Source organism: Brachybacterium sp. EE-P12, assembly GCF_003711805.1.
Taxonomy (GTDB): Bacteria; Actinomycetota; Actinomycetes; order Actinomycetales; family Dermabacteraceae; genus Brachybacterium.
Genome location: NZ_QXCP01000009.1, coordinates 1 through 23,079, shown reverse-complemented (window position 1 = coordinate 23,079; position 23,079 = coordinate 1). Strand labels below are relative to the sequence as shown.

Below are 23,079 nucleotides of genomic sequence, written 5' to 3'. Positions count from 1 at the left end.
TCGCGGCACGTCTGGCGATGACCGAGCGCCCGGATCAGTCCCCGATCACCTCCCCCCGCTCCGAGCGGGTGCGGAAGGTGGCGGCGCTGACCGGGCGCTCTGCGCGTCGCAAGCAGGGACGATTCCGCATCGAGGGACCGCAGGCCGTGCGCTCCCTGCTCACGCACCGACCCGAGCTCGCCCTCGAGGTGCACCTCACCGAGCGCGCCGCCGACGACCACCCCGACCTGGTGAGCCTCGCCCGCGCGGCGGGAGCGCCTGCGAACACGCTCGACGAGCAGGTGCTGCGCGCCATGGTCCGCGAGGACGCCGCGAGCCCGGCTGCCCACGGCGCGCTCGTCTCCCCGCAGGGCGTCGTCGCGCTCGGCACGCTGCCGGCCGAGGACCCGCTCGCCGCGCTCACCGCGCTGGAGACGCTGCCCGCCGACGAGCCGCTCACCGTGGTCGTGCTCCACGAGGTGCGCGACCCCGGAAACGTCGGCACCCTGATCCGCACCGCGGACGCCGCCGGCGCCGACCTCGTGCTGCTGACCCGCACCAGCGCCGACCCGTACTCCCCGAAGGCCGTCCGCGCCGCCGTCGGCAGCCTCTTCCACCTCCCCGTCCTCGCCGGCGCGGAGATCGCGCCCGTGCTCGAGACCCTCGCCGCGCGAGGCATCACCGCCGCCGCGACCAGCGGCCACGCCGAGGTCGAGCTGTTCACCGTCGAGCTGCCGCAGCGACTGGCCTGGATCCTCGGCAACGAGGCCCGCGGACTGGACGAGGAGACCCTCTCCGCCGCCCCGCTCACCGTGCGGATCCCGCTGGCCGGGCACGCGGAGTCCCTGAACGTGCACACCGCCGCGACCGTGTGCCTGTTCGAGACGCTCCGTCGCCGGCGGGCGCGCGCATGACCACTCCTTCCCGCTCCGCGCCCCGCACGGACGACGAGCATCCCCGCTCCGCGGTCGGCGCTCGACCCGGCCGCGCCCTCGCCGCCGCGGCCGTGCCGCTCCTCCTGCTCCTCTCGCTGCTCGCAGCAGGGCTCGGGATGCTCGCCACCGGTGCGGTGTCCCCCGCCACGCTCGTGCCCGCCTCCCCGCTGGTCACCTGGGGTCTGCCCGTCGTGCGGGCCCTGCACCACCTCGGGCTGCTGATCGCCGTCGGCGCGGGCGGGACCGCCGTGCTGCTGCTGCCCGGCCCCTCCCGCCGGGAGGTGACGGTGCTGGACCCGCTGCGCCGCCGCACGGTGCGTCTCGCCGCGGCCGGCGCCCTGCTCTGGACCCTCGCCGCCGCCGCGCAGATCCCGCTCGGCGGGCTCGAGGCGACGGGAGCGGGCACCGACCTGAACGTCTGGGACGTGGCGATGGGCGGCGCTCTCGGACGCCTGCAGATGCTGGTCGCGGTGCTCGCCGCGCTCGCGACCCTGGCGTACGCCCTCGCCCGCTCGACCGTGCTGGCCTGCTGGGGGCTCGCCTTCGCCGGGCTCGGCACGCTCTCCCTGGGCCTGGTGGGCCACGCCGGCGCGAGCCTCGACCACATCAACGCTGTCAACGCCATGGCGCTGCACCTCGTCGCCGTGACCGTCTGGGCGGGCGGGCTGCTGGTCATCGCCCTGCTGGCCCCGCGGATGGACGACGCCGTGCTCGGCACGGTGGTGCGTCGCTTCTCGCCCTGGGCCCTGGCCGCGGTGGTCTCCCTCGCCCTCAGCGGACTGATCAGCGCCTGGATCCGGCTGTCGGGCTGGGGGGACCTGCTGAGCACCGGCTACGGACGCGTCGTGCTCGCCAAGACCATCGGGCTGCTCGTGCTCGCCGTGCTCGGCGCGCTGCAGCGCAGGCGGCTCGGGGAACGCCTGCGCTTCCGCCACCTCGCGCTGACCGAGGGCGTGCTCATGGCCGCGGTGATCGGGGCGTCGATCGCGCTGGGCCGCTCCGCCCCGCCCGTGCCGCAGTCGGTCCCCGAGATCGGCGAGCTGCGGGTGATGGCGCTGGTCGGCTTCCTCCCGCCGTCCGAGGAGTTCTCGCCGACGACGATGTTCACCGTGATCCAGCCCGACTGGATCGCCCTCGCCCTCGCCGCGGCGATGGCGGGCGCCTACCTCATCGGCGCGGTGCGCCTGGCTCGGCGCGGCGATGACTGGCCGTGGCACCGCACGCTCGCCTTCGTCGCCGGCTGCCTCGCCTTCGCGTGGGTCCTCTCCGGAGGTGCGGCGGCCTGGGGGAAGTTCCGCTTCGACGCTCACATGGTCCAGCACATGGCGATGATGATGATCGTGCCGCCGCTGTGGGTGCTGGGCGCTCCGGTGACGATGCTCTCCCGCGCCACGGCCCCGCGCACCGACGGTTCCCGCGGGGTGCGCGAGTGGGTGCTCGCGGCGCTGCACTCGGGCTACTCTCGCGTAATCTCCTCCCCGCCGATGGCCGGGCTGATCTTCGCCGGGTCGCTCGTGATCTTCTACTTCTCGCCTCTCTTCGAGCTGGCGATGTACGACCATCTCGGCCACGTGCTGATGACGGTGCACTTCCTCGCCTCCGGCTATCTCTTCGCCTGGGTGCTGATCGGCATCGACCCGTCGACAAGACCGATCAACCCGGTGCTCAAGCTGCTCACCCTCCTGGTCACCCTCGCGTTCCACGCCTTCTTCGGGGTGGCGCTGTACTCGGCGACCTGGCTGGTCGCGCAGGACTGGTACACGGACCTGGGGATGTACGGGCCCGAGCGCCTGATGCTGATCCAGGAGCGCGGCGCCTCGATCATGTGGGCGATCTCGGAGGTGCCGACGGTCGGGTACGCGATCGTCGTGGTGGTGCTGTGGATGGGCTCCGAGGACCGGCGCGCGAGGCAGTACGACCGCAAGGCCGAGCGGGACGGCGGCGCCGAGCTCGCCGCGTACAACGCCTATCTCGAGAGCCTGGGCGGCGAGGCCCGGTCGGACGGCGTGGCTCAGCCGGGCGGCGAGGCCCAGCCGGGCGGCGTAGCTCAGCCGGGCGGCGAGGTCCGGCTGGACGGCGCGGATCGGCCGGACGGGCCGACTCAGTAAGGCGGCGGATCGCTCGGCGGATGCAGGCCGCCGTCGCGCACCGGGTCGAGCAGCCCGAGCGTCTTCAGCCGGTGGTGCTCGCGTCAGAGGTCGGGGAGGTTCTCGACAGCGGTCGCCCCGCCGGCAGGAGGATCGGCGGGTCGTACTCCTCGATGTGGTCCGTCTCGGACACTGTCACGTTCACCCGGACGTCCGGGGGCGGGAGGCTCGAGGCCGCCCGTCGTGAGCGCGGAGCTCATCAGCACGTTGTAGCGGGTGCGCGAGAGCGAGGGGATCAGGTCGCTCGCTTCGATCTCCCCGCCGGGATCCGCCGGGAGCGGGGTGCTCTCCTCGAAGGACCGTGTCTGTCCGTCGCGCACGGATGCCCGGACATGACACGGCGGCGGCCCTCCGCAGAGGACCGTCGCCGTGGTCGTCGATCGGTGCCGTCGCCTCGGGGCGCGAAGTCCGCGGACGTCGACCCGAGCGCCTCGTCGCTCAGAGCCAGTCGCCCTGCGCCGCCCGCTTCTCGGTGCCGATGGTGGTGTCCGGTCCGTGGCCGGTGTGCACCACCGTGTCGTCCGGGAGCCGGAACAGCCGCTCGCGGATCGACTCCTCGATGGTCTCCCGCGAGGAGAAGGAGCGGCCGGTCGCGCCGGGCCCGCCCTGGAACAGGGTGTCGCCGGTGAACACGGCGCCGAGCTCCTCGCTGTAGTAGCAGGTCGAGCCGGGGGAGTGGCCCGGGGTGTGCAGCGCCTCGAGGTTCACGCCCGCGATGGTGAACATGTCCCCGTCGGCGACGTCGTCGTCCCAGGGGAGGTCGCCGTGGGTGAGCTGCCAGACCTCGCGGTCGGCGGGGTTCAGCAGGATCGGCGCCTCGAGGGCCTCGGAGAGCTCCGGGGCGAAGCGGACGTGGTCGTCGTGCGCGTGGGTGAGCAGGATGCCCACGCACTCGCGGTCCCCGACGAGCTCCTCGACGGTCTCCACGTCGTGCGGGGCGTCGAAGACGACGCACTGCTCGTCGTCGCCGAGCACCCACACGTTGTTGTCGACCTCGTGGGTCTCCCCGTCCAGGGAGAAGGTCCCCGAGGTCACGGCGTGCGAGAGGTGTGCGGTCACTTCGCCACCTCCGCCACGGTGCGCAGGGTGTCGCCCTCGTGCAGCGAGGACAGCGCCGCGTCGACCCCGGCGAGGTCCGTGCGGCCGGTGACGAAGCGGTCCAGCGGCAGGCGGCCCTGCAGGAACAGGTCGATCAGGTACGGGAAGTCCCGCTCAGGCAGGCAGTCGCCGTACCAGGAGGACTTCAGCGCCCCGCCGCGGCCGAACACGTCCAGCAGCGGGAGCGTGATCTCGATGCCCGGACGAGGCACGCCGACGAGCACCACGCGGCCGGCGAGGTCGCGGGCGTAGAACGCGGTCTCGTAGGTCTGCGGGATGCCGACCGCGTCGACGACGACGTCCGCGCCGAAGCCGCCGGTGAGCTCCTGCACCTTCTCCGCGACCTGCTGCGGCGAGAGGTCCTTGGTGCACAGGGTGTGGGTCGCGCCGAGCTCCTCCGCGGCGGCGAGCTTCTTCTCGTCGACGTCGAGGCCGATGATGGTGGTGGCGCCGGCGAGCTTCGCGCCCGCGATCGCGGCGCAGCCCACCCCGCCCAGGCCGATCACGGCGAGGGATTCTCCGCGCTGGACCTGGCCGGTGTTGATCGCGGCGCCGATGCCGGCCATCACGCCGCAGCCCAGCAGGCCGGCGACCTCGGCCGGGGCGTCCTCGGAGACCTTCGTGCACTGGCCCTCGTGGACCAGGGTCTTCTCGGCGAAGGAGCCGATGCCGAGGGCGGCGGTGAGCTCGGTGCCGTCGGTCAGCGTCATGGGCCTCGAGGCGTTGTGGGTGTCGAAGCAGTACTGCAGCACGCCCTTCTTGCAGGCGCGGCACTGCCCGCACACGGCGCGCCAGTTCAGCACGACGTAGTCGCCGACCTCCACATGGGTGACGTGCTCGCCGACGGCGGAGACGCGGCCCGCGGACTCGTGCCCGAGCAGGAACGGGAACTCGTCGTTGATGCCGCCGTCGCGATAGGCGAGGTCGGTGTGGCACACACCGGTCGCCTCGATGTCGACGACGACGTCGTTCGGGCCCGGATCGGGGATCACGACGTCCACGAGCTCAGCGGGCTTCTTCTCTGCGAGGGCGACGACGCCCTTCACGGTCCAGGACATGCTGGCCTCCTTCGAGGGAACAGGGTCCTGGCCAGCCTATCCGGGACGTTCCGGGTGCGTCTGACGGAGACTGGACGTCAGCTCGCGGAAGGGACCGCACGCGTGCCGCGGGATCCGCCGGAGCCGCCGGTGCTGCCGCCGCCTCCCTGAGAGGGGTCGCTCCCGGCGCCGGGCTCGGTGATCCTTCCCGGGGCAGCGGCCGGCTGCCCCGAGCCGACGCCGGAGAAGTCCTCCGCCATCTGCTGCGCGCCCTGGGGTCCGGATGCCGCGTAGGCGTTGAGCACCTCCTCGGGAGTCTCCCCCTTTCCGCGATTCTCGATGATCTGCTGCATCTCCGCCTCGCTGAGCTGCACGTTGATCGTCTGGTCCTCGCCGAAGGTGTAGGGCAGGTCGCCGTACTTCTCGTGGTAGGAGTTCGGCGGGGCCGAGCCGTGCTGCGGGTAGCGCAGCTCGTAGTACGTGGGGCCGTCCGAGCTGGAGTGGGCGACGCCGTAGGGCCCGTTCTCGTCCATGCCCTCGCCGTGGGGGTTGAACCGATGCTCCTTCACCGAGCTGCCGTCGGAGTAGGTCCGCTCCACGGAGGTGACCTTCGCGTTCTCCGCAGCGGCACCGGCGGAGGTCTCGGTGCCGTCGCCGTCCCCGGCGGTCGCGGTGAGGGCCGATTTGCTCACCTTCGACGTGACGAGATCGGAGTAGGCGTCGTCGACGCCGGGCGATCCTGCCTCCGGCTGCTCTCCTGTGAACATGTAGCCGTCGAACGCTGCCCGTCCCTCGGGAGTGTCCGAGAACTCCGTGTGCTCGATCGTCGACTTCTTGACATAGCTCTCGCCGTCGAACGTGACGTTCGCCTGATCCGGACCGATCTGCAGACTCGCGTCCACGCCGCTCGTGGTGCCGGGCCCCATGTCGACCGCCACGGTGCCGTCCGCGTCCTTGGCGACGGTGGTGACCATCTCCTCGCCCCCGGTGAGAGCGAGCTTGCCGGTCGCGGCGTCCCCGTACCCGAGGCTCGCCCCGACCGATCCCGACAGCTCGCCGGTGATCTTCACGGAGGCTCCCGGCGGAATCGTGTCGGGGTCGAAGGGATTGATGCCCACGGCGTCGTCCGGACTCGAGCCGGGAGGCAGCGTGACCGAGTACGAGCCCTTGCCGCTCACCTCGGACTCGACGCCGCCCTCGACGCCGCGGACCTGGCCGTGCATCTCGGCGCTGCCTGTCACCTCGGCATCGAAGGTCACGGTGAGGGTTCCGTCGGGATTCTCGGAGACCGTCGTGGTGTCGCCGGTCTTCAGCGTCGCCGAGCCGCCTGCGGCCTCGCTGCCCACCTCGAGCTCGCGCTCCTCGGAGACCTCGTAGCTGTAGGTCCTCGTCCCGTCGTCCTCCACGGTGACGCTGCCCTTGCGGGTGGTGTCGCCCGTCTTCACCGATCCTCCGGCGGTGGTGCTGGTGCTGTCGTCGGGCTCGAACACCGACGGGTCGATCGGAGTGCCCATCTCGCTGCGCAGCCCTGTGGTGTCGAAGCCGCCGCCGGCGAGTCCCGTGAGGAGTCCCGCCGCCGTGCCGCTCACCCCGAGGAACGGGCTCCCGGCGCCGACGCCCGCGGGGCCCGTGCCGCGGACGGAGCCGATCAGCCCGCCCAGCGCGCCGCCGAGCAGATCGGTCAGCGGGTCGCCGGGCAGTCCGGCGAGAGTGCGCCCGCCCGCCTCCGAGGCCGAGTCCTGCTCCTCGGCCTGCTCGGTCAGCGATGTGCCGAAGGTGCGCAGCGACGAGGCGAGGGCCACCCCGCGGACCCGGATCCCGACGCACCGCCGGCGGAAGTCCTCCGCATCCGAGCCCTCCCACGGGACGCCGGCCGCGGCATCCATGAGGTCGGAGACGAGCACCTCCACGCGGCGAGCCTGCGTCTGCGTCGTCGTCGCATGTCCTCGCAGAGCCTCTGTGTCCGCGCCGAGGAATGTCATGGGGGCCCTTCCGCCGTCGTGCCGCACCGACGTGCGGCGTACTGCGTGTCAGCGTAGGGCGGGCAGAGCGCGACGGCGATGGGCAGAACTCCCCACCCCTCGCGGTCACGGAAGCCGACTGCACGGAACGGGTGCTCGGACCGCCCCGGGCGGTACGACCGCTCGCGATGCCTCCTAGAATGGTCCGCGGTGCCCGCGCCCCGGCGCGTGCGCCCCCGAGCACTCCAGGACGAAAGCGAACCCCGTGTCCGAGACATCCCCCGCGCCCGGCGGTCCGGTGATCGACGAGCAGTCGATCGCCGCCGCGGTCGACGCCGCCCTCGCCGCGATCGCCGCGGCGCCCGACACCGCCTCCCTCAAGCAGGTGCGCATCGACCACGTCGGTGACGCGAGCGTGCTGACCACGGCGAACCGCGCCATCAAGGACCTGCCCAAGGACCAGAAGGCCGCCGCGGGCAAGCTCGTCGGCCAGGGCAAGGGCCGTGTGCAGAAGGAGCTCGCCGCCCGTCAGGCCGAGCTCGCCGCCGCCGAGGAGGAGGCGGCGCTCGCCGCGGAGACCGTCGACATGACGCTGCCCACGGACCGCCGCCCGCGCGGCGCCGCGCACCCGCTGTGGACCCTCACCGAGCGGATCGAGGACTTCTTCGTCGGCATCGGCTGGGAGATCGCCGAAGGCCCCGAGGCGGAGTCCTCCTGGCTGAACTTCGACGCCCTGAACGCGGACGCGGACCACCCCTCCCGCTCCCTCCAGGACACCCTCTACCTCGCCCCCGAGGACTCCGGGATGCTGCTGCGCACCCAGACCTCCCCGGTGCAGATCCGCGCGATGCTCGAGCGCGGTGCACCCCTGTACGTCGCGTGTCCCGGCACCGTCTACCGGGCCGACGAGATGGACGCGACCCACTCGCCGATGTTCAACCAGGTCGAGGGCCTCGCGATCGACAAGGGCCTGACGATGGCGAACCTCGTCGGCACCCTCGACGCGCTCGCCGCGCACCTCTTCGGCGGCGCGCCGATCACGCGCCTGCGCCCCAACCACTTCCCCTTCACCGAGCCCAGCGCCGAGATGGACTTCCGATGCTTCGCCTGCGACGCCCGGCACGGGCTGGAGCACGACGCGGACCCGGAGTGCCGGGTCTGCGGCGGCACGGGCTGGATCGAGATGGGCGGCTGCGGCATGGTCCACCCGAACGTGCTGCGCTCGGCCGGGGTGGACCCCGAGGAGCACCAGGGCTTCGCCTTCGGACTCGGCATCGAGCGCATCCTCATGCTGCGCAACGGCGTGGCGGACATGCGAGACATGGTGGAGGGCGACGTCCGCTTCTCCCAGCACTACGGGACGGAGATCTGAGATGCCGCGCATCCCCCTGACCTGGCTCGGCGAGCACGTCGAGCTCCCCGCGACCGCGTCCGCGCTCGAGGTCGCCACCGACCTCTCCCGCCTCGGGCTCGAGGAGGAGGCACTGTTCGGCGCGCAGGTGACCGGCCCGCTGGTCGTCGGCCGCGTGCTCGAGCTCGTGAAGGAGCCGCAGAAGAACGGCAAGACCATCAACTGGGTGCGCGTGGACGTCGGCCCCGAGCACAACGAGGACGCCGACGATCCCAAGGATCCCCAGCCCGGGCGGGAGCGTCCGAGCCGCGGCATCGTCTGCGGCGCGCACAACTTCGAAGGCGGCGACCTCGTGGTCGTCTCCCTGCCCGGCACCGTGCTGCCCGGCGACTTCGCGATCGCGGCGCGGAAGACCTACGGCCACACCTCCGACGGCATGATCTGTTCCGGCGAGGAGCTGGGGCTGGGGCCCGACCCCGCGGGCGAGGACGGCATCATCGTGCTGGGCCGCGGCCACGCCGCGGGCCTGACCGGCGAGCCCGGCGACGACGCGATCGCGCTGCTGGGCCTGGCCGACGAGGTCGTCGAGATCAACGTGACCCCGGACCGCGGCTACTGCTTCTCGATGCGGGGCGTGGCACGGGAGTACTCGCACGCCACCGACGCCGCGTACACCGATCCGGCGACGACGGTGGAGACCACCGCGACCCCGGGCGAGGACGCGGGCGTGGGTGTTCGTCTCGCCGACGATGCCCCGCTCGAGGGCGCCGACGGCTGCACCCGCTTCGTCGCCCTCGGCGTGCAGGGCGTGGACCCCTCCGCACAGACCCCGCGCTGGATGGCACGTAGGCTCACGCTCGCCGGGATGCGCCCGATCTCCCTGATCGTCGACGTCACCAACTACGTGATGCTCGACCTCGGTCAGCCGCTGCACGCCTACGACGCCGCGAAGCTCGTCGGCCCCATCACCGTGCGCCGCGCCCGCCGGGGCGAGCAGCTCACGACCCTCGACGACGTCACGCGCACCCTCGACCCCGAGGACCTGCTGATCACCGACGCCGGCGGCGACGGCGACCGCGTGCTCGGCCTCGCCGGCGTGATGGGCGGCGAGGACACCGAGGTATCCGCGACGACCACCGACATCGTACTCGAGGCCGCGACCTTCGACCCCGTCACCGTGGCCCGCACCGCGCGCCGCCACCGCCTGCCCTCCGAGGCGTCCAAGCGCTTCGAGCGGGGCGTGGACCCGCAGCTGCCGCTGATCGCCGCGCACCGCGCCGCGCAGCTGATCGTCGAGCACGGCGGCGGCACGATCGCCGCTCAGGTCACCGACGAGGGCTCGGCGACCGCGCCCGCACCGATCACCGCGGGCCTGCGCGATGCGGAGCGGATCGTCGGCATCCCCTACACCGACGCACAGGTCACGGGCAGCCTCGAGGCGATCGGCTGCACCCTCGCGCACGGCGCCGAGGGCGAGCTGACCGTGACCCCGCCGTCCTGGCGCCCCGATCTCGAGATCCGTGAGGACCTCGTCGAGGAGATCGCACGCCTGGTCGGCTACGCGCAGATCCCCTCCGAGCTGCCGACGGCGCCGGGCGGCCGCGGCCTCACCGTCGCCCAGCGCGCCCGCCGCGCCGCCCGTCGCGCGCTCGCCGAGGTCGGTCTCATCGAGGTGAACTCCGCCCCGTTCGTCGCCCCGGCGATCCACGACCGGCTGCGCTACGCGGAGGCTGACGCACGCCGCGAGGCAGTGCGGATCCTCAACCCCCTCTCCGAGGACGAGCCGCTGCTGCGCACCGAGCTGCTGCAGACCCTCCTGCCCGTCGCACGTCGCAACCTCGGCCGCGGTGAGGAGCAGATCGCGATCTTCCAGCGCGGCTCCGTGTTCCGCGCCCGCTCCGGGCAGGGCTCCGCCCCGGTGCCCGCCGCCGCGCAGCGCCCGAGCGAGCAGGAGCTCGAGCAGATCCTCGCCGCCCTGCCCGCGCAGACCTCGGCGCTCGCCTCGGTGATCGGCGGCGCCTCCGGCCCCGACTCCTGGCAGGGCGAGCCCGCGCCGTGGGGCTGGGCCGACGCGCTCGACCTCGCCCGCCGCGCGGCTGCCGCCGTCGGCGCCGAGCTCGAGGTGCGCCAGACCGAGCACGCACCCTTCCACCCCGGCCGCGCCGCGGAGCTGCGCGTCCGCACGGACAGCGGGGACGGCCTCGCGGTCGGCGCCGCGGGCGAGCTCCACCCCGCCGTGATCAAGGAGTTCGGGCTGCCGGCCCGCACGGCCGCCTTCGAGCTCGACCTCGAGGCCGTGATCGCCGCCGCCCCCGCCGTGGTGCGGGCCGAGCCCGTGCCCACCTACCCGCCGGCGAAGGAGGACTTCGCCTTCGTGGTCGAGCAGTCCGTGCCCGCGAGCGCGGTCGAGGCCGCGATCGTGGTCGGCGCCGGGGACCTCGCCGAGCGGGTGCATCTGTTCGACGTCTTCACCGGCGAGCAGATCGGGGAGGGGAAGAAGTCCCTCGCCTTCGCGATCCGGCTGCGCTCCACCGAGGGCACGTTGACAGCCGAGCAGATCGGCGAGACCCGGCAGCGGATCATCGCCGCGGTGGAGTCTGCGGTCGGCGGCGAGCTGCGGGCCTGAGCACCTCCGTGTCCGGACGGGTCCCGCTCCTCGGAGCGGGGCCCGTCGTGCATGGAGGCGACGGCGCGGCCCCGAGATCCCCACGCGCAGCCCGGGCGCTGGATAGGGTGCGTGCGTGAACTCGACGAACGGACTTCCCGACCCGTCAGCGCCCGCCGACGCCTCGCCCCTCGGACCCCGGTCCGGGCCGGCGCCGGGGCAGTTCCCGCAGCCGGTCCCGCGCCACGGCACGATCGCCTGGGCGCTCGGCTTCCTCGCCTACGTCCCGATCCCCTTCGTGAACGTGCTCGTCGCGGGGATCACGCAGCTCGTCGTCGGTCTCCGTCAGCGCCGCCACGGCGGACTCGCCGCCGCGAACGGCGTGCGCGCCGCGAACTGGGGCCTGATGCAGCTGTGCTGGCCCGTGCTGATGGCGCTCTCCCTCACGCTCGCCGCCCTCACCGGCGAGCCCTCGCCGACGGGCGACGGCATGCGATTCACGCCGGTCATGGAAGCGATCGTGTTCACGATGCTGGGGCTGTACCTCCTGCTCGGCCTGATGCAGCTGGTCTACGCGATCGTCGGCACAGTGCAGGCGTCGAAGGGGTGCGGGGTGCGCCTGCCCGTGATCCCGTTCCTCCGGGCGCCGCAGGGGTGAGGCGGGGCCTCCTCGGGCTCCGTCCTCGCTGGAGGCGCACCGCGTCCACCACGTGAACACGCCCCACCCGCACTGGCTGATCATGCAGAGCGCTGTATATACTTCCGGCATGTCGTCCGCGATCTCCAGCCCCGCCCCTGCCACGTCGTCGACCCCGGGTGCAGCCCGCCCGCGCGTCGCCGTCGTCGGCGCCTCCGGGTACGCCGGCGGGGAGACCCTGCGACTGCTCTCCGCGCATCCCGAGGTCGAGGTCGCGACCGTGACCGCGCACTCGAGCGCGGGGAAGCACCTCTCCGAGGTCGCCCCGCACATCGACCTCGGTCATGATCCGGTCCTGGCGGAGACGAGCGTGGACACGCTCCACGGCCACGACGTGGTCGTCCTCGCCCTCCCGCACGGCCAGTCCGGCCGGATCGCGGCCGCGCTGCGCGCCGAGGACCCGGACGTCCTCGTGCTCGACCTCGGCGCGGACCACCGCCTCGAGAGCGCCGAGGAGTGGGAGGCCTACTACCGCAGCGAGCACTCCGGAACCTGGACCTACGGCATGCCCGAGCTGCCCCTCGCGGACGGTAACCGCCAGCGCGAGCTGCTGGTCGGCGCCCGCGAGATCGCGGTGCCCGGCTGCAACGCGACCGCGGTCACCCTCGCCCTCGCGCCGCTCCTGCGCGCCGAGCTCGTGGATCCCGCGCGCCTCGCCGCGGTGCTGCCCGTCGGATACTCCGGCGCCGGCCGCGCCGCGAAGCAGCACCTGCTGTTCTCCGAGGCCTCCGGCACCGCCGCGCCCTACGCCGTGGGCGGCACGCATCGCCATGTCCCGGAGGTGCTGCAGAACTTCCGCCGGTCCACGGGGCGCGACGACGCCCGGCTCGGCTTCACCCCGGTCCTCGTCCCGATGAGCCGCGGCATCCTCGCCGTGTGCACCGCGCCCGTGCCCGAGGGGACCACCACGGCGGATCTCCTCGCGGCACTCTCCGCCGACTACGCGGACGAGCACTTCGTCTCGGTCCTGCCCGAGGGGGTCTTCCCCGCCACGGGCGAGGTGGTCGGCGCGAACACGATCCGCATCGGGGCGGCGGTCGATGCCCGCAGCGGACAGGCCACCGTGATCTCCGCGATCGACAACCTCGTCAAGGGCACGGCCGGGGCCGCGGTCCAGTCGCTGAACCTGGCCCTCGGCCTGCCGGAGACCACGGGCCTCACCCGCACCGCGCTCGCCCCGTGACCGTCCGTGCGGCGCTCCGACCGGTGCCCGCGCCGACAGATGTCTCCACCCCTCTCGCCCCCGGGCCCGCCGGTCCGTCGGCCCCGCACCCACTCCCAGGAGTCCCCGTGACGATCACCCGCCCCCGCGGCTTCCGCGCCGTCGGCCTCGCCGCCGGCATCAAGTCCTCCGGCACGGAGGACCTCGCCCTCGTCGTCAACGACGGCCCGCGCGATGTCGCCGCCGCCGTGTTCACCGCCAACCGGGTCCAGGCCGCGCCCGTGCTCTGGTCCCGCCGCGCCGTCGCGGACGGCCGCGCCCGTGCCGTGGTCCTGAACTCCGGCGGCGCGAACGCCTGCACCGGCCCGGAGGGCTTCGCCGACACGCACCGCACCGCCGAGCACCTCGCGGACCTGCTCGACATCGCCGCGCAGGACGTGCTGGTGTGCTCGACCGGCCTGATCGGCGAGCGGCTGCCGATGGAGCCGCTGCTGGCGGGGGCGAGCGAGGCGACCGGCCGTCTGGCCGCCGGCCCCGAGGCCGACGCCTCCGCGTCCCGCGCCATCATGACCACCGACACCGTCCCCAAGACCGCCGAGGCCACGACCGCCTCGGGCGTCGTCGTCGGCGGGATGGCGAAGGGTGCCGGGATGCTCGCCCCGCAGCTCGCGACGATGCTCGTGGTGCTCACCACCGACGCGGACGTCGACGCCGAGACCGCGCAGCGCGCGCTGCGCGACGCGACCCGCACCACCTTCGACCGGGTCGACTCCGACGCCTGCATGTCCACCAACGACACCGTCATCCTGCTGGCCTCCGGCGCGAGCGGCGTCACCGTCCCGCTCGCGGAGCTGACCGAGGCGGTGCGCGCCGTCAGCGCCGATCTCGCCCGGCAGCTCGTCGCCGACGCCGAGGGCGCGAGCCACGACGTGCACGTCGTGGTCCGCTCGGCGAGCACCGAGGACGCCGCCGAGGCCGTGGCCCGGGAGATCGCTCGCTCCAACCTCGTCAAGGCCGCGATCTTCGGCAACGACCCCAACTGGGGCCGGATCGTGGCCGCGGCCGGCTGCGTGCCCGAGGCCGTCGCGCCCTTCGACGTCGCGGACCTCTCCGTCACCGTCAACGGCGTCGAGGTGTGCCGCGCCGGCGGCGCCCATCGCGACCGCTCCGAGGTCGACATGACGCCCCGCGAGATCCTCATCGAGGTGGACCTCGGGGCGGGCGACGCGAGCGCGGACATCTGGACCAACGACCTCACCCACGACTACGTCGAAGAGAACAGCGCCTACTCCTCATGACCTCGCCCTCCGGCACCTCGCCGTCCAAGAACCCCCTCGCGGACCTCACCCCGGCCCAGGCCGACGCCCGCGCGAAGTCCGAGATCCTCATCGAGGCGCTGCCCTGGATGCAGCGCTTCCGCGGCAAGATCGTCGTGGTCAAGTACGGCGGGAACGCCATGATCGATGACGACCTGCGGCGCGCCTTCGCGGCCGACATGGTGTTCATGCGCCACGCCGGCATCCACGTCGTCGTCGTCCACGGCGGCGGCCCCCAGATCAACACGATGCTCGACCGGGTCGGCATCGTGTCCGAGTTCCGCGGCGGGCTGCGCGTGACCGACGAGGACACGATGGACGTGGTGCGGATGGTGCTGGTGGGTCAGGTGGGCCGCGAGCTCGTCGGCCTCATCAACAGCCACGGCCCCTACGCGATCGGCATGTCCGGCGAGGACGCGCGCCTGTTCGCCGCGCGCCGCCGCGGCACCGTCGTCGACGGCGAGGAGGTCGACCTCGGCAACGTCGGCGCGGTGACCCGGGTGCGGCCCGAGTCGATCCAGGACCTCCTGGACGCCGGCCGGATCCCGGTGGTCTCCTCGATCGCGCCCGAGATCGACGAGGACGGCCGGCCCACCGGCGCCGTCCTGAACATCAACGCCGACCTCGCCGCGGCCGCGCTCGCCGCGGGCCTGGACGCGGAGAAGCTCGTGGTGCTCACCGACGTCGAGGGCCTGTACCGCGACTGGCCGGACCGAGACTCGCTGATCCCCGAGATCCCCGCGAGCGAGCTGCGCGCGATGCTGCCCACGCTCACCGCGGGCATGATCCCGAAGGCCGAGTCGCTGCTGGACGCGGTGGACTCCGGGGTGCGCACCGCCGCGATGACCGACGGCAGGATCGAGCACGCCGTGCTGCTGGAGGTCTTCACCGACAAGGGCGTGGGAACGATGGTCAGGAGGGACGACTATGTCTGAGACGCAGACGCCCGTGCAGGGCACGACCGCCGCGCCGGGGGAGCCCGGCGCCCAGGAGCTCGCCGGCCGCTACTCCCGCTCGATGATCGGCGTGTTCGGCACCCCGCAGCGGGTGCTCGTGCGCGGCGAGGGAACCCGGGTGTGGGACGCCGACGGCAAGGAGTACCTCGACCTCCTCGGCGGCATCGCCGTCAATGCGCTCGGCCACGCCCACCCGGACGTCGTCGCCGCGATGACGAAGCAGGCCGGCACCCTGGTGCACGTCTCGAACTTCTTCGCCACCCCCACCCAGATCGAGCTCGCCGAGCGCCTCCTGCAGCTCGCCGCGGCGCCGGAGGGCTCGGGCGTGTTCTTCACGAACTCCGGCACCGAGTCCAACGAGGCGGCCTTCAAGATCGCCCGCCGCACCGGCCGGCCCCGGATCCTGGCGCTGGAGAACAGCTTCCACGGCCGCACCATGGGCGCTCTCGCCCTCACCCACAAGGAGGCCTACCGCGTCCCCTTCGAGCCGCTGCCCGGCGGCGTCGAGTTCCTGCCTGCGGGGGACATCGCCGCACTCGAGGCGGCCCTCGCCCCGGGCGACGTCGCCGCGCTCGTGCTCGAGCCGATCCAGGGCGAGGCCGGCGTGCTGCCGCTGCCGGAGGGGTACCTGCGCGCGGCGCGCGAGCTCACCGCCCGCCACGGCGCCCTGCTGATCCTCGACGAGGTCCAGACCGGGGTGGGGCGCACGGGGGAGTGGTTCGCCCATCAGCGCACAGGCGGGGTCGTGCCTGACGTGATGACCCTCGCCAAGGGCCTCGGCGGCGGCTTCCCGATCGGTGCGGTGCTGACCTTCGGCGAGCACGCCACCGGCCTGCTCAGCCCCGGCCAGCACGGCACCACCTTCGGCGGCAACCCGCTCGGCGCGGCCGTGTCCCTCGCGGTGCTCGGCACGATCGCGGAGGACGACCTGCTCGGCAATGTCCGCACCCTCGGTGGGCGGCTGCAGGCGCAGGTGAGCGAGCTCGCGGGGCGCGACGCACGGATCACGGGCGTGCGCGGCGCCGGGCTGCTGCAGGGGATCACCCTCGCCGCACCGATCGCGCCGCAGGTCGTCGCCGCCGCGCTCGAGGCCGGCTTCATCCTCAACGCCGCGAACCCCACCACGCTGCGGCTCGCCCCGCCGCTGATCATCACCGGCGAGGAGCTCGACTCCTTCGTCGAGGCGCTGCCTGCCCTGCTCGACCGCGCCGAGCAGGCCGCCGCCGACACCACCGACGAGAAGAGGTCCTGACATGCCCCGCCATTTCCTGCGCGACGACGACCTGAGCCCCGCCGAGCAGAAGGAGGTCCTCGCCCTCGCCCTCGAACTCGCGAGCGACCGCTTCGCCAAGCGCCCCCTCGAGGGCCCGCGCACCGTCGCCGTCATGTTCGACAAGGCCTCCACCCGCACCCGCGTCTCCTTCGCGACCGGGATCGCCGAGCTCGGCGGCAGCCCGCTGGTGATCGACGCGGGCTCGAGCCAGCTGGGACGCGGCGAGTCCGTCGCGGACACCACCGAGGTGCTCACCCGCATGGTCTCCGCGATCGTGTGGCGCACCTTCGGCCAGGAGCGGATCGAGGAGATGGCCGCCCACGCGACCGTCCCGGTGATCAACGCCCTGACCGACGAGTTCCACCCCTGCCAGATCCTCGCCGACCTGCAGACCATCGCCCAGCACACCGGCGGGCTCGCCGACGGGGACGCGGCGCTCGCCGGGCGCTCCCTCGCCTATCTCGGCGACGGCGCGAACAACATGGCCCACTCCTACCTGCTCGGCGGCGTGACCGCGGGGATGGACGTGCGCATCGCCGCCCCCGCCTCCCATCGGCCCGACCCCGCCGTGGTCGCCCGCGCCGAGGAGATCGCCGCGACGACCGGCGGCGCGGTGCTCGTCACCGACGACCCGCGCGAGGCGGTCGCCGGCGCCACCGCCGTCATCACCGATACCTGGGTGTCGATGGGCCAGGAGGGCGAGGACGGCCGCGGCGAGGCGACCTTCGCCCCCTTCCAGGTCACCGCCGAGCTGATGGAGCTCTCCGGCGGGATCTTCCTGCACTGCCTGCCCGCCTACCGCGGGAAGGAGGTCACCGCCGAGGTGATCGACGGCCCCGCCTCGGTGGTGTGGGACGAGGCGGAGAACCGCCTGCACGCCCAGAAGGCGCTGCTGACCTGGCTGCTGGAGCACCCCGACGAGTCCACGGCAGCGCACGCCATGCCGCATGTGCGCACCCGCGGCGCCCGGGAGCGCGGATGAGCGACTCCCGGCGCGCCCTCGCGCAGACCAAGACCTCCCGCCAGCAGCGGATCGTGCAGCTGCTGACCCATGAGGAGGTCTCCTCCCAGTCCCAGCTCGCACAGCTGCTGACCGCGGAGGGCATCGAGGTCACCCAGGCCACCCTCTCCCGGGACCTCGTCGAGCTGCAGGCGGAGAAGGTCCGCGGCTCGGCGGGCAGCCTCGTCTACCGCCTCCCCCCGGAGGGCGGCACCGCCCGGCCCGCCGGCACCGAGGGCGAGCTGCTCGAGGCGCGCCTGCCGCGGCTGGCCGAGGGGCTGCTCGTCTCCGCGGAGGCGAGCGGGAACCTGGTCGTCGTGCGCACCCCGCCCGGGGGTGCGCAGTATCTCGCCTCCGCCATGGACCGGTCCGTCATGCCCGACGTGCTCGGTACCATCGCCGGTGATGACACCGTGCTGCTGGTCTCCCGCGACCCCGCCGGGGGCGACCGCCTCGCCGAGCGGCTCCTCGACCTCGCGGAGGGCCGACGCGACGCCGCCCTCCTCGACGAGGACGACCACGGCCAGGAGGCGCCGTGAGCCCGGCCCCGCAGCACGCCCTCCCTGCGGCCTCCCGCCCGACGCCGCGCCCCTGACCCCCTGAACCCGGGGCCGGGCCCCGCGCCCGCCCTCCATGCACGGTCCGACCGGACCACCACCCCACGACACAGGAGCACACTCGTGACCGAAAAGATCGTCCTCGCCTACTCCGGCGGCCTCGACACCTCCGTCGCCATCGGCTGGATCCACGACGCCACCGGCGCCGACGTCATCGCCTGCGCGGTCGACGTCGGCCAGGGCGGCGAGGACCTCGAGGTCATCCGCCAGCGCGCCCTGGACTGCGGCGCCGTGGAGGCCTACGTCGCCGACGCCCGCGACGAGTTCGCGAACGAGTACTGCATGCCGGCGCTCAAGGCGAACTCGCTGTACATGGACGCCTACCCGAACGTCTCCGCGATCTCCCGCCCGGTGATCACCAAGCACCTGGTCAAGGCCGCGAAGAAGCACGGCGCGAGCACCGTCGCCCACGGCTGCACCGGCAAGGGCAACGACCAGGTGCGCTTCGAGGTCTCGATCACCTCGCTCGCCCCGGAGCTGAAGTGCATCGCCCCGGTGCGCGACCTGGCGCTGACCCGCGACAAGGCGATCGAGTACGCCGAGCGCAAGGGCCTGCCGATCGCGACCACGAAGCACAACCCCTTCTCGATCGACCAGAACGTGTGGGGCCGCGCCATCGAGACCGGCTTCCTCGAGGACATCTGGAACGAGCCCACCAAGGACGTCTTCAGCTACACCGATGACCCGGCCTTCCCGCCGGTCGCCGACGAGGTCGTGATCTCCTTCGCGGAAGGCGTCCCGGTCGCGATCGACGGCCGCGCCGTCACCCCGCTCGAGGCGATCCAGGAGCTCAACCGCCGCGCCGGCGCGCAGGGCATCGGCCGGATCGACATCGTCGAGGACCGTCTGGTGGGCATCAAGTCCCGCGAGGTCTACGAGGCGCCGGGCGCGATGACGCTGATCACCGCGCACCAGGAGCTCGAGCGTGTGACCCTCGAGCGCGAGCAGGCACGGTTCAAGCGCCAGGTCGGCGACCGCTGGACCGAGATGGTCTACGACGGCCAGTGGTTCTCGCCGTTGAAGAAGTCGCTGGACGCCTTCATCGAGGACACCCAGCGCTACGTCAACGGCGACATCCGCCTGATCCTGCACGGCGGGCGCGCGACCGTCACCGGACGCCGCAGCGAGACCGGTCTGTACGACTTCAACCTCGCCACCTACGACGAGGGCGACACCTTCGACCAGGCCAGCGCCCGCGGCTTCATCGACATCTACGGCCTCGCCGCGAAGCAGGCCGCGGCGCGCGACGTGGCGCTCGGCAACGGCGAGGACCTCGACTCCGCCGAGGAGCAGGCATGAGCGAGAAGGACTCCGCCGCGCCCGCTGCCGGCACGTCGGGCGCCGGCACGACCGGTGCCGACCCGTCGGCCGCGAAGGCGAACGCGTCCCTGTGGGGCGGCCGCTTCGGCTCCGGCCCCGCGGCCGCCCTCGCGGCGCTGTCGGTGTCCACGCACTTCGACTGGCGCCTCGCTCAGTACGACCTGCGTGGCTCCAAGGCGCACGCGAACGTGCTCCACGCCGCGGGCCTGCTGAGCGACGAGGAGCTCGCGGGGATGCAGGACGCGCTCGACCGCCTCGCGGCCGACGTCGCCTCCGGCGCCTTCGCCGCGGTGCCCGAGGACGAGGACGTGCACACCGCCCTCGAGCGCGGTCTGATCGAGCGGGCCGGGAAGGACCTCGGCGGGAAGCTGCGCGCCGGCCGCTCCCGCAACGACCAGATCGCGACCCTGATCCGCCTGTTCGTCCGTGACCAGGCGCGGGCCGTCGGCGAGCAGGTCCTCGACCTGGTCGAGGTGCTCGTGGCCCGGGCGCGCGAGGTGCACGGCGCGCCCATGCCGGGTCGCACCCACCTCCAGCACGCCCAGCCGCTGCTGCTCAGCCACCATCTGCTGGCCCATGCCTGGCCGCTGCTGCGGGACGTGGAGCGGCTGCGGGACCTGGACGCGCGGGCGGACAGCTCCCCCTACGGCTCCGGGGCCCTGGCCGGCTCGAGCCTGGGCCTGGACCCGCAGGCGGTCGCCCGCGAGCTCGGCTTCTCCGACTCGGTGTGGAACTCGATCGACGGGACCGCCTCGCGGGACCTGACGGCGGAGTTCTCCTTCGCGCTCGCGATGATCGGCATCGACCTCTCCCGGCTCGCGGAGGAGGTCATCCTGTGGAACACCAAGGAGTTCTCGTTCATCACCCTGGACGACTCCTACTCCACCGGCTCCTCGATCATGCCGCAGAAGAAGAACCCGGACATCGCCGAGCTCGCGCGCGGCAAGGCCGGGCGCGTGGTGGGCGACCTCGTGGGCCTGCTGACCACGCTCAAGGCGCTGCCGCTCGCGTACAACCGCGATCTGCAGGAGGACAAGGAGCCGGTCTTCGACCAGGTCGACTCGCTCGACCTCGTGCTCCCGGCCTTCACCGGGATGATGGCGACGCTGACCTTCCACACCGAGCGGATGGCGGAGCTGGCGCCGCAGGGCTTCTCCCTGGCGACCGACATCGCCGACCACCTGGTGCGGCGTGGCGTGCCCTTCCGCACCGCGCACGAGATCTCGGGCGCCTGCGTGAAGGTGGCCGAGTCCCAGGACAAGGAGCTGTGGGATCTCACCGATGCCGAGCTCGCGGAGATCTCCGAGCATCTCGACCCCTCGGTCCGGGAGGTGCTCTCCGTGGAGGGCTCCATCGCCTCCCGTGATGCGAAGGGCGGCACCGCCCCGGTGCGGGTCGCCGAGCAGACCGACGCCGCGGCCGCCCAGGTCGCCGGCCTGCGCTCCTTCACCCGGGACCGCGCCGAGAGCTGAGCCCCGGGCGGCTCGGGCCGACGGGGCGCTGCTCCCGTCGGCCCGTTCGGCCGTCGGCCCGCCGATATCGCGTGGCGGCCCCGGCCGCGCGTGGGGGACAATGGCCCCGGCCCCCACAGCCCGGCGCCCGGAGGGCGCCGCACCGCACCACCGAGAGGAAACGATCGATGCATTCCGTCCTGGACGAACTCGCCTGGCGAGGACTCGTCGTGCAGACCACCGGGCGCGAGGCGCTCGGCAGCGCTCTGGCGGACGGACCGATCAGCCTCTATTGCGGATTCGACCCGACCGCGGCCTCCCTGCACGTCGGCCACCTCACCCAGGTGCTCACCATGCGGCGCCTCCAGCTGGCGGGCCACCACCCCTACGCCCTCGTGGGCGGGGCGACGGGCCTGATCGGCGACCCGCGCATGTCCGGCGAGCGAGTGCTCAACGACGCGGAGATCGTCTCGACCTGGGTCGAGAGCCTGCGCGGCCAGATCTCCCGTTTCCTCGACCTCGAGGGCGAGTTCGCCGTGACCATGGTGAACAACCTCGACTGGATCGGGCAGATGAGCGCACTGGACTTCCTGCGCGACATGGGCAAGCACTACCGCCTGGGCACGATGCTCGCCAAGGACACCGTCGCCCGTCGCCTCCAGAGCGACGAGGGCATCAGCTACACGGAGTTCAGCTACCAGGTGCTCCAGGGGATCGACTACCTCGAGCTGCACCGCCGGCACGGGGTCAGCCTGCAGTACGGCGGGAACGACCAGTGGGGCAACCTGCTCTCCGGCGTGGACCTGGTCCACAAGGTCGAGGGGCATGAGGTCCACGCCCTGACCACACCGCTGGTCACCAAGGCCGACGGCACGAAGTTCGGCAAGAGCGAGGGCGGCGCGGTGTGGCTGGACGCGGAGCTGACCAGCCCCTACGCCTTCCACCAGTTCTGGCTGAACGCCGCGGACGCGGACGTCATGAACTACCTGCGCTTCTTCACCTTCCGCACCCAGGAGGAGATCGCCGAGCTCGAGCACGCCACCGAGACGGCCTCCCATGAGCGGGCGGCGCAGAAGGCGCTGGCCGACGAGATCACGTCGATGGTCCACGGCACCCGGGCGACAGAGCAGGCGAAGGCCGCCGCAGCGGTCCTGTTCGGACGCGGTGACGTGCGGACGCTGGACGAGCAGACGCTGCGGACGGTCGCCCGGGAGCTCCCGGGCGCGGAGGCCTCCTCGACCACCCCGCTGGTGGACGCCTTCGTCGAGGCCGGCATCGCGCAGTCCAAGGGCGCGGCCCGACGGGACGCCGACGGGGGAGGGCTGTCGGTGAACGGGGAGAAGATCTCCGCCGACGACCTCGCTCGGGAGGTCGGGGAGCTCGATCTGCTGCCCGGGGGGCATCTGCTGCTGCGTCGCGGACGCAAGAACGCCGCCATGGTGCGGCGCCAGGACTGACCCGCACGGCGTCGCGCGCACGCCCCACCCCATCGAGCGGCCGATACCGGCCCCTCGCCATGAGAGCCCCGCTCCCGACCCACGGTCGGCGACGGGGCTCTCGTCGTCCCCGGCGGAACACGGCCCGTCCGCCTAGCTGCGGACTACGGCGCTTGTCAATCTGACGATAAGGGCCGGTGACCCCTCTCTCAAGCGTGGGTCACATCCGACTCGACGAGCGCTTTCCGTCGCACCGTAAACCCGTACTGACCTGCAGTGATGCACCCCAATCGAGGTGAACAGACGATGAATTGCGCGGCTTGACGACCCCCTCCCGGCCCCGTAATGTCTTCTCTTGTCAGCAGCGAGGACGCAGACGCGAAGGGCCGAGAGCCTCCCCCCGGGGAGCGGGCGGCACGGAGCGGCTGCCTCTCGCCGAGGACCCGCTGGAACGGGAGACCGGGACAGCGGCCGTGGCACCGACGCGGACGGCTCGCAGCGCGAGCCGGCAGTGGCGGGAGGCACACGGAGCGGAGTTGGACCGGGCCGCGAGGAACTGCTAGAGTAGTGATCCGCGCCGGGACGACGAAGCATGAAGTCAGTCGTCGGTCGGGACTCCCGCCGGTAGCGAGCCTCAGAGTCTTCCCCGCAGAGCGGGGATGATGACGATGTGCGCGTGTTGCTTGATATCTCAATAGCGTGTCTGTTTATCGATGCCATTATTTTGAATGGCAAATC

Annotated in this window: 17 protein-coding genes; 14 read left to right on the top strand and 3 right to left on the bottom strand. The window is 72.8% G+C overall.

Annotation, left to right across the window (positions count from 1 at the left end):
* The first annotated feature begins 17 nt into the window (after positions 1-17).
* Positions 18-893 carry an RNA methyltransferase gene (locus tag D1648_RS12245; protein WP_122942256.1) on the top strand — a complete coding sequence of 292 codons (876 nt, stop codon included), beginning with the start codon at positions 18-20 and terminating at the stop codon, positions 891-893.
* Entirely contained in the window at positions 890-3,022 is a 2,133-nt protein-coding gene (locus D1648_RS12240) for a cytochrome c oxidase assembly protein (protein WP_241155482.1), read from the top strand. The genes D1648_RS12245 and D1648_RS12240 overlap by 4 nt, the downstream gene beginning before the upstream one ends.
* A 477-nt stretch (positions 3,023-3,499) precedes the next feature.
* On the opposite strand, the gene D1648_RS12235 is transcribed toward D1648_RS12240, so the two are convergent.
* From D1648_RS12235 to D1648_RS12225, 3 genes are all read right to left on the bottom strand, one after another.
* Positions 3,500-4,120, bottom strand: a complete 621-nt coding sequence (locus D1648_RS12235; RefSeq protein ID WP_122942254.1) for an MBL fold metallo-hydrolase — start codon at positions 4,118-4,120, stop codon at positions 3,500-3,502.
* Positions 4,117-5,217, bottom strand: coding sequence for an S-(hydroxymethyl)mycothiol dehydrogenase (locus tag D1648_RS12230; protein WP_122942252.1), 1,101 nt, complete (start codon positions 5,215-5,217; stop codon positions 4,117-4,119). The genes D1648_RS12235 and D1648_RS12230 overlap by 4 nt, the downstream gene beginning before the upstream one ends.
* Positions 5,218-5,294: 77 nt before the next feature.
* The gene (locus D1648_RS12225; RefSeq protein WP_122942250.1) at positions 5,295-7,106 is read right to left on the bottom strand and encodes a hypothetical protein; all 1,812 of its coding nucleotides are present in this window, start codon (positions 7,104-7,106) and stop codon (positions 5,295-5,297) included.
* Between the two features lie 316 nt (positions 7,107-7,422).
* Between D1648_RS12225 and pheS the strand changes: the two genes are divergently transcribed.
* From pheS to tyrS, 12 genes are all read left to right on the top strand, one after another.
* Positions 7,423-8,529 (top strand): phenylalanine--tRNA ligase subunit alpha, encoded by a 1,107-nt coding sequence (gene pheS / locus D1648_RS12220; protein ID WP_122942248.1) that lies wholly within the window; start codon positions 7,423-7,425, stop codon positions 8,527-8,529.
* A 1-nt stretch (position 8,530) separates the two neighbouring features.
* Complete coding sequence (gene pheT, locus D1648_RS12215) at positions 8,531-11,134, top strand: phenylalanine--tRNA ligase subunit beta (protein ID WP_122942246.1); 2,604 nt, start codon at positions 8,531-8,533, stop codon at positions 11,132-11,134.
* Between the two features lie 115 nt (positions 11,135-11,249).
* Positions 11,250-11,771: a DUF4870 domain-containing protein gene (locus tag D1648_RS12210; RefSeq protein ID WP_164518710.1), complete on the top strand. Its 522-nt coding sequence runs from the start codon at positions 11,250-11,252 to the stop codon at positions 11,769-11,771.
* 109 nt (positions 11,772-11,880) lie between these two features.
* Complete coding sequence (gene argC, locus D1648_RS12205) at positions 11,881-12,993, top strand: N-acetyl-gamma-glutamyl-phosphate reductase (RefSeq protein ID WP_241155516.1); 1,113 nt, start codon at positions 11,881-11,883, stop codon at positions 12,991-12,993.
* A 107-nt stretch (positions 12,994-13,100) separates the two neighbouring features.
* Positions 13,101-14,270 (top strand): bifunctional glutamate N-acetyltransferase/amino-acid acetyltransferase ArgJ, encoded by a 1,170-nt coding sequence (argJ, locus tag D1648_RS12200; protein ID WP_122942244.1) that lies wholly within the window; start codon positions 13,101-13,103, stop codon positions 14,268-14,270.
* The gene (argB, locus tag D1648_RS12195; RefSeq protein ID WP_122942242.1) at positions 14,267-15,223 is read left to right on the top strand and encodes an acetylglutamate kinase; all 957 of its coding nucleotides are present in this window, start codon (positions 14,267-14,269) and stop codon (positions 15,221-15,223) included. The genes argJ and argB overlap by 4 nt, the downstream gene beginning before the upstream one ends.
* Complete coding sequence (locus tag D1648_RS12190; RefSeq protein ID WP_122942240.1) at positions 15,216-16,496, top strand: acetylornithine transaminase; 1,281 nt, start codon at positions 15,216-15,218, stop codon at positions 16,494-16,496. The genes argB and D1648_RS12190 overlap by 8 nt, the downstream gene beginning before the upstream one ends.
* Before the next feature lies 1 nt (position 16,497).
* A complete protein-coding gene (gene argF / locus D1648_RS12185) occupies positions 16,498-17,499 on the top strand; it encodes an ornithine carbamoyltransferase (protein WP_122942238.1) in 1,002 nt (333 codons plus the stop codon).
* Complete coding sequence (locus D1648_RS12180; RefSeq protein WP_122942237.1) at positions 17,496-18,056, top strand: arginine repressor; 561 nt, start codon at positions 17,496-17,498, stop codon at positions 18,054-18,056. Before argF ends, D1648_RS12180 begins: the two co-directional genes overlap by 4 nt.
* 141 nt (positions 18,057-18,197) lie before the next feature.
* A complete protein-coding gene (locus tag D1648_RS12175; protein ID WP_122942234.1) occupies positions 18,198-19,433 on the top strand; it encodes an argininosuccinate synthase in 1,236 nt (411 codons plus the stop codon).
* On the top strand, positions 19,430-20,926 hold the full coding sequence (gene argH, locus D1648_RS12170) for an argininosuccinate lyase (RefSeq protein ID WP_122942232.1): 1,497 nt from the start codon (positions 19,430-19,432) through the stop codon (positions 20,924-20,926). Before D1648_RS12175 ends, argH begins: the two co-directional genes overlap by 4 nt.
* Positions 20,927-21,093: 167 nt before the next feature.
* Positions 21,094-22,362, top strand: coding sequence for a tyrosine--tRNA ligase (tyrS, locus tag D1648_RS12165; RefSeq protein ID WP_122942230.1), 1,269 nt, complete (start codon positions 21,094-21,096; stop codon positions 22,360-22,362).
* The last annotated feature ends 717 nt before the right edge of the window (positions 22,363-23,079 follow it).

What these genes read in the sequence shown, in the direction of transcription:
- D1648_RS12245 (WP_122942256.1), top strand. Translation starts at nt 18, where the DNA reads ATGACCGAGCGCCCGGATCAGTCCCCGATCACCTCCCCCCGCTCCGAG.
- pheT (WP_122942246.1), top strand. Translation starts at nt 8,531, where the DNA reads ATGCCGCGCATCCCCCTGACCTGGCTCGGCGAGCACGTCGAGCTCCCC.
- D1648_RS12180 (WP_122942237.1), top strand. Translation starts at nt 17,496, where the DNA reads ATGAGCGACTCCCGGCGCGCCCTCGCGCAGACCAAGACCTCCCGCCAG.
- tyrS (WP_122942230.1), top strand. Translation starts at nt 21,094, where the DNA reads ATGCATTCCGTCCTGGACGAACTCGCCTGGCGAGGACTCGTCGTGCAG.
- argH (WP_122942232.1), top strand. Translation starts at nt 19,430, where the DNA reads ATGAGCGAGAAGGACTCCGCCGCGCCCGCTGCCGGCACGTCGGGCGCC.
- D1648_RS12230 (WP_122942252.1), bottom strand. Translation starts at nt 5,217, where the DNA reads ATGTCCTGGACCGTGAAGGGCGTCGTCGCCCTCGCAGAGAAGAAGCCC.
- D1648_RS12240 (WP_241155482.1), top strand. Translation starts at nt 890, where the DNA reads ATGACCACTCCTTCCCGCTCCGCGCCCCGCACGGACGACGAGCATCCC.
- argB (WP_122942242.1), top strand. Translation starts at nt 14,267, where the DNA reads ATGACCTCGCCCTCCGGCACCTCGCCGTCCAAGAACCCCCTCGCGGAC.
- argC (WP_241155516.1), top strand. Translation starts at nt 11,881, where the DNA reads ATGTCGTCCGCGATCTCCAGCCCCGCCCCTGCCACGTCGTCGACCCCG.
- argF (WP_122942238.1), top strand. Translation starts at nt 16,498, where the DNA reads ATGCCCCGCCATTTCCTGCGCGACGACGACCTGAGCCCCGCCGAGCAG.
- D1648_RS12190 (WP_122942240.1), top strand. Translation starts at nt 15,216, where the DNA reads ATGTCTGAGACGCAGACGCCCGTGCAGGGCACGACCGCCGCGCCGGGG.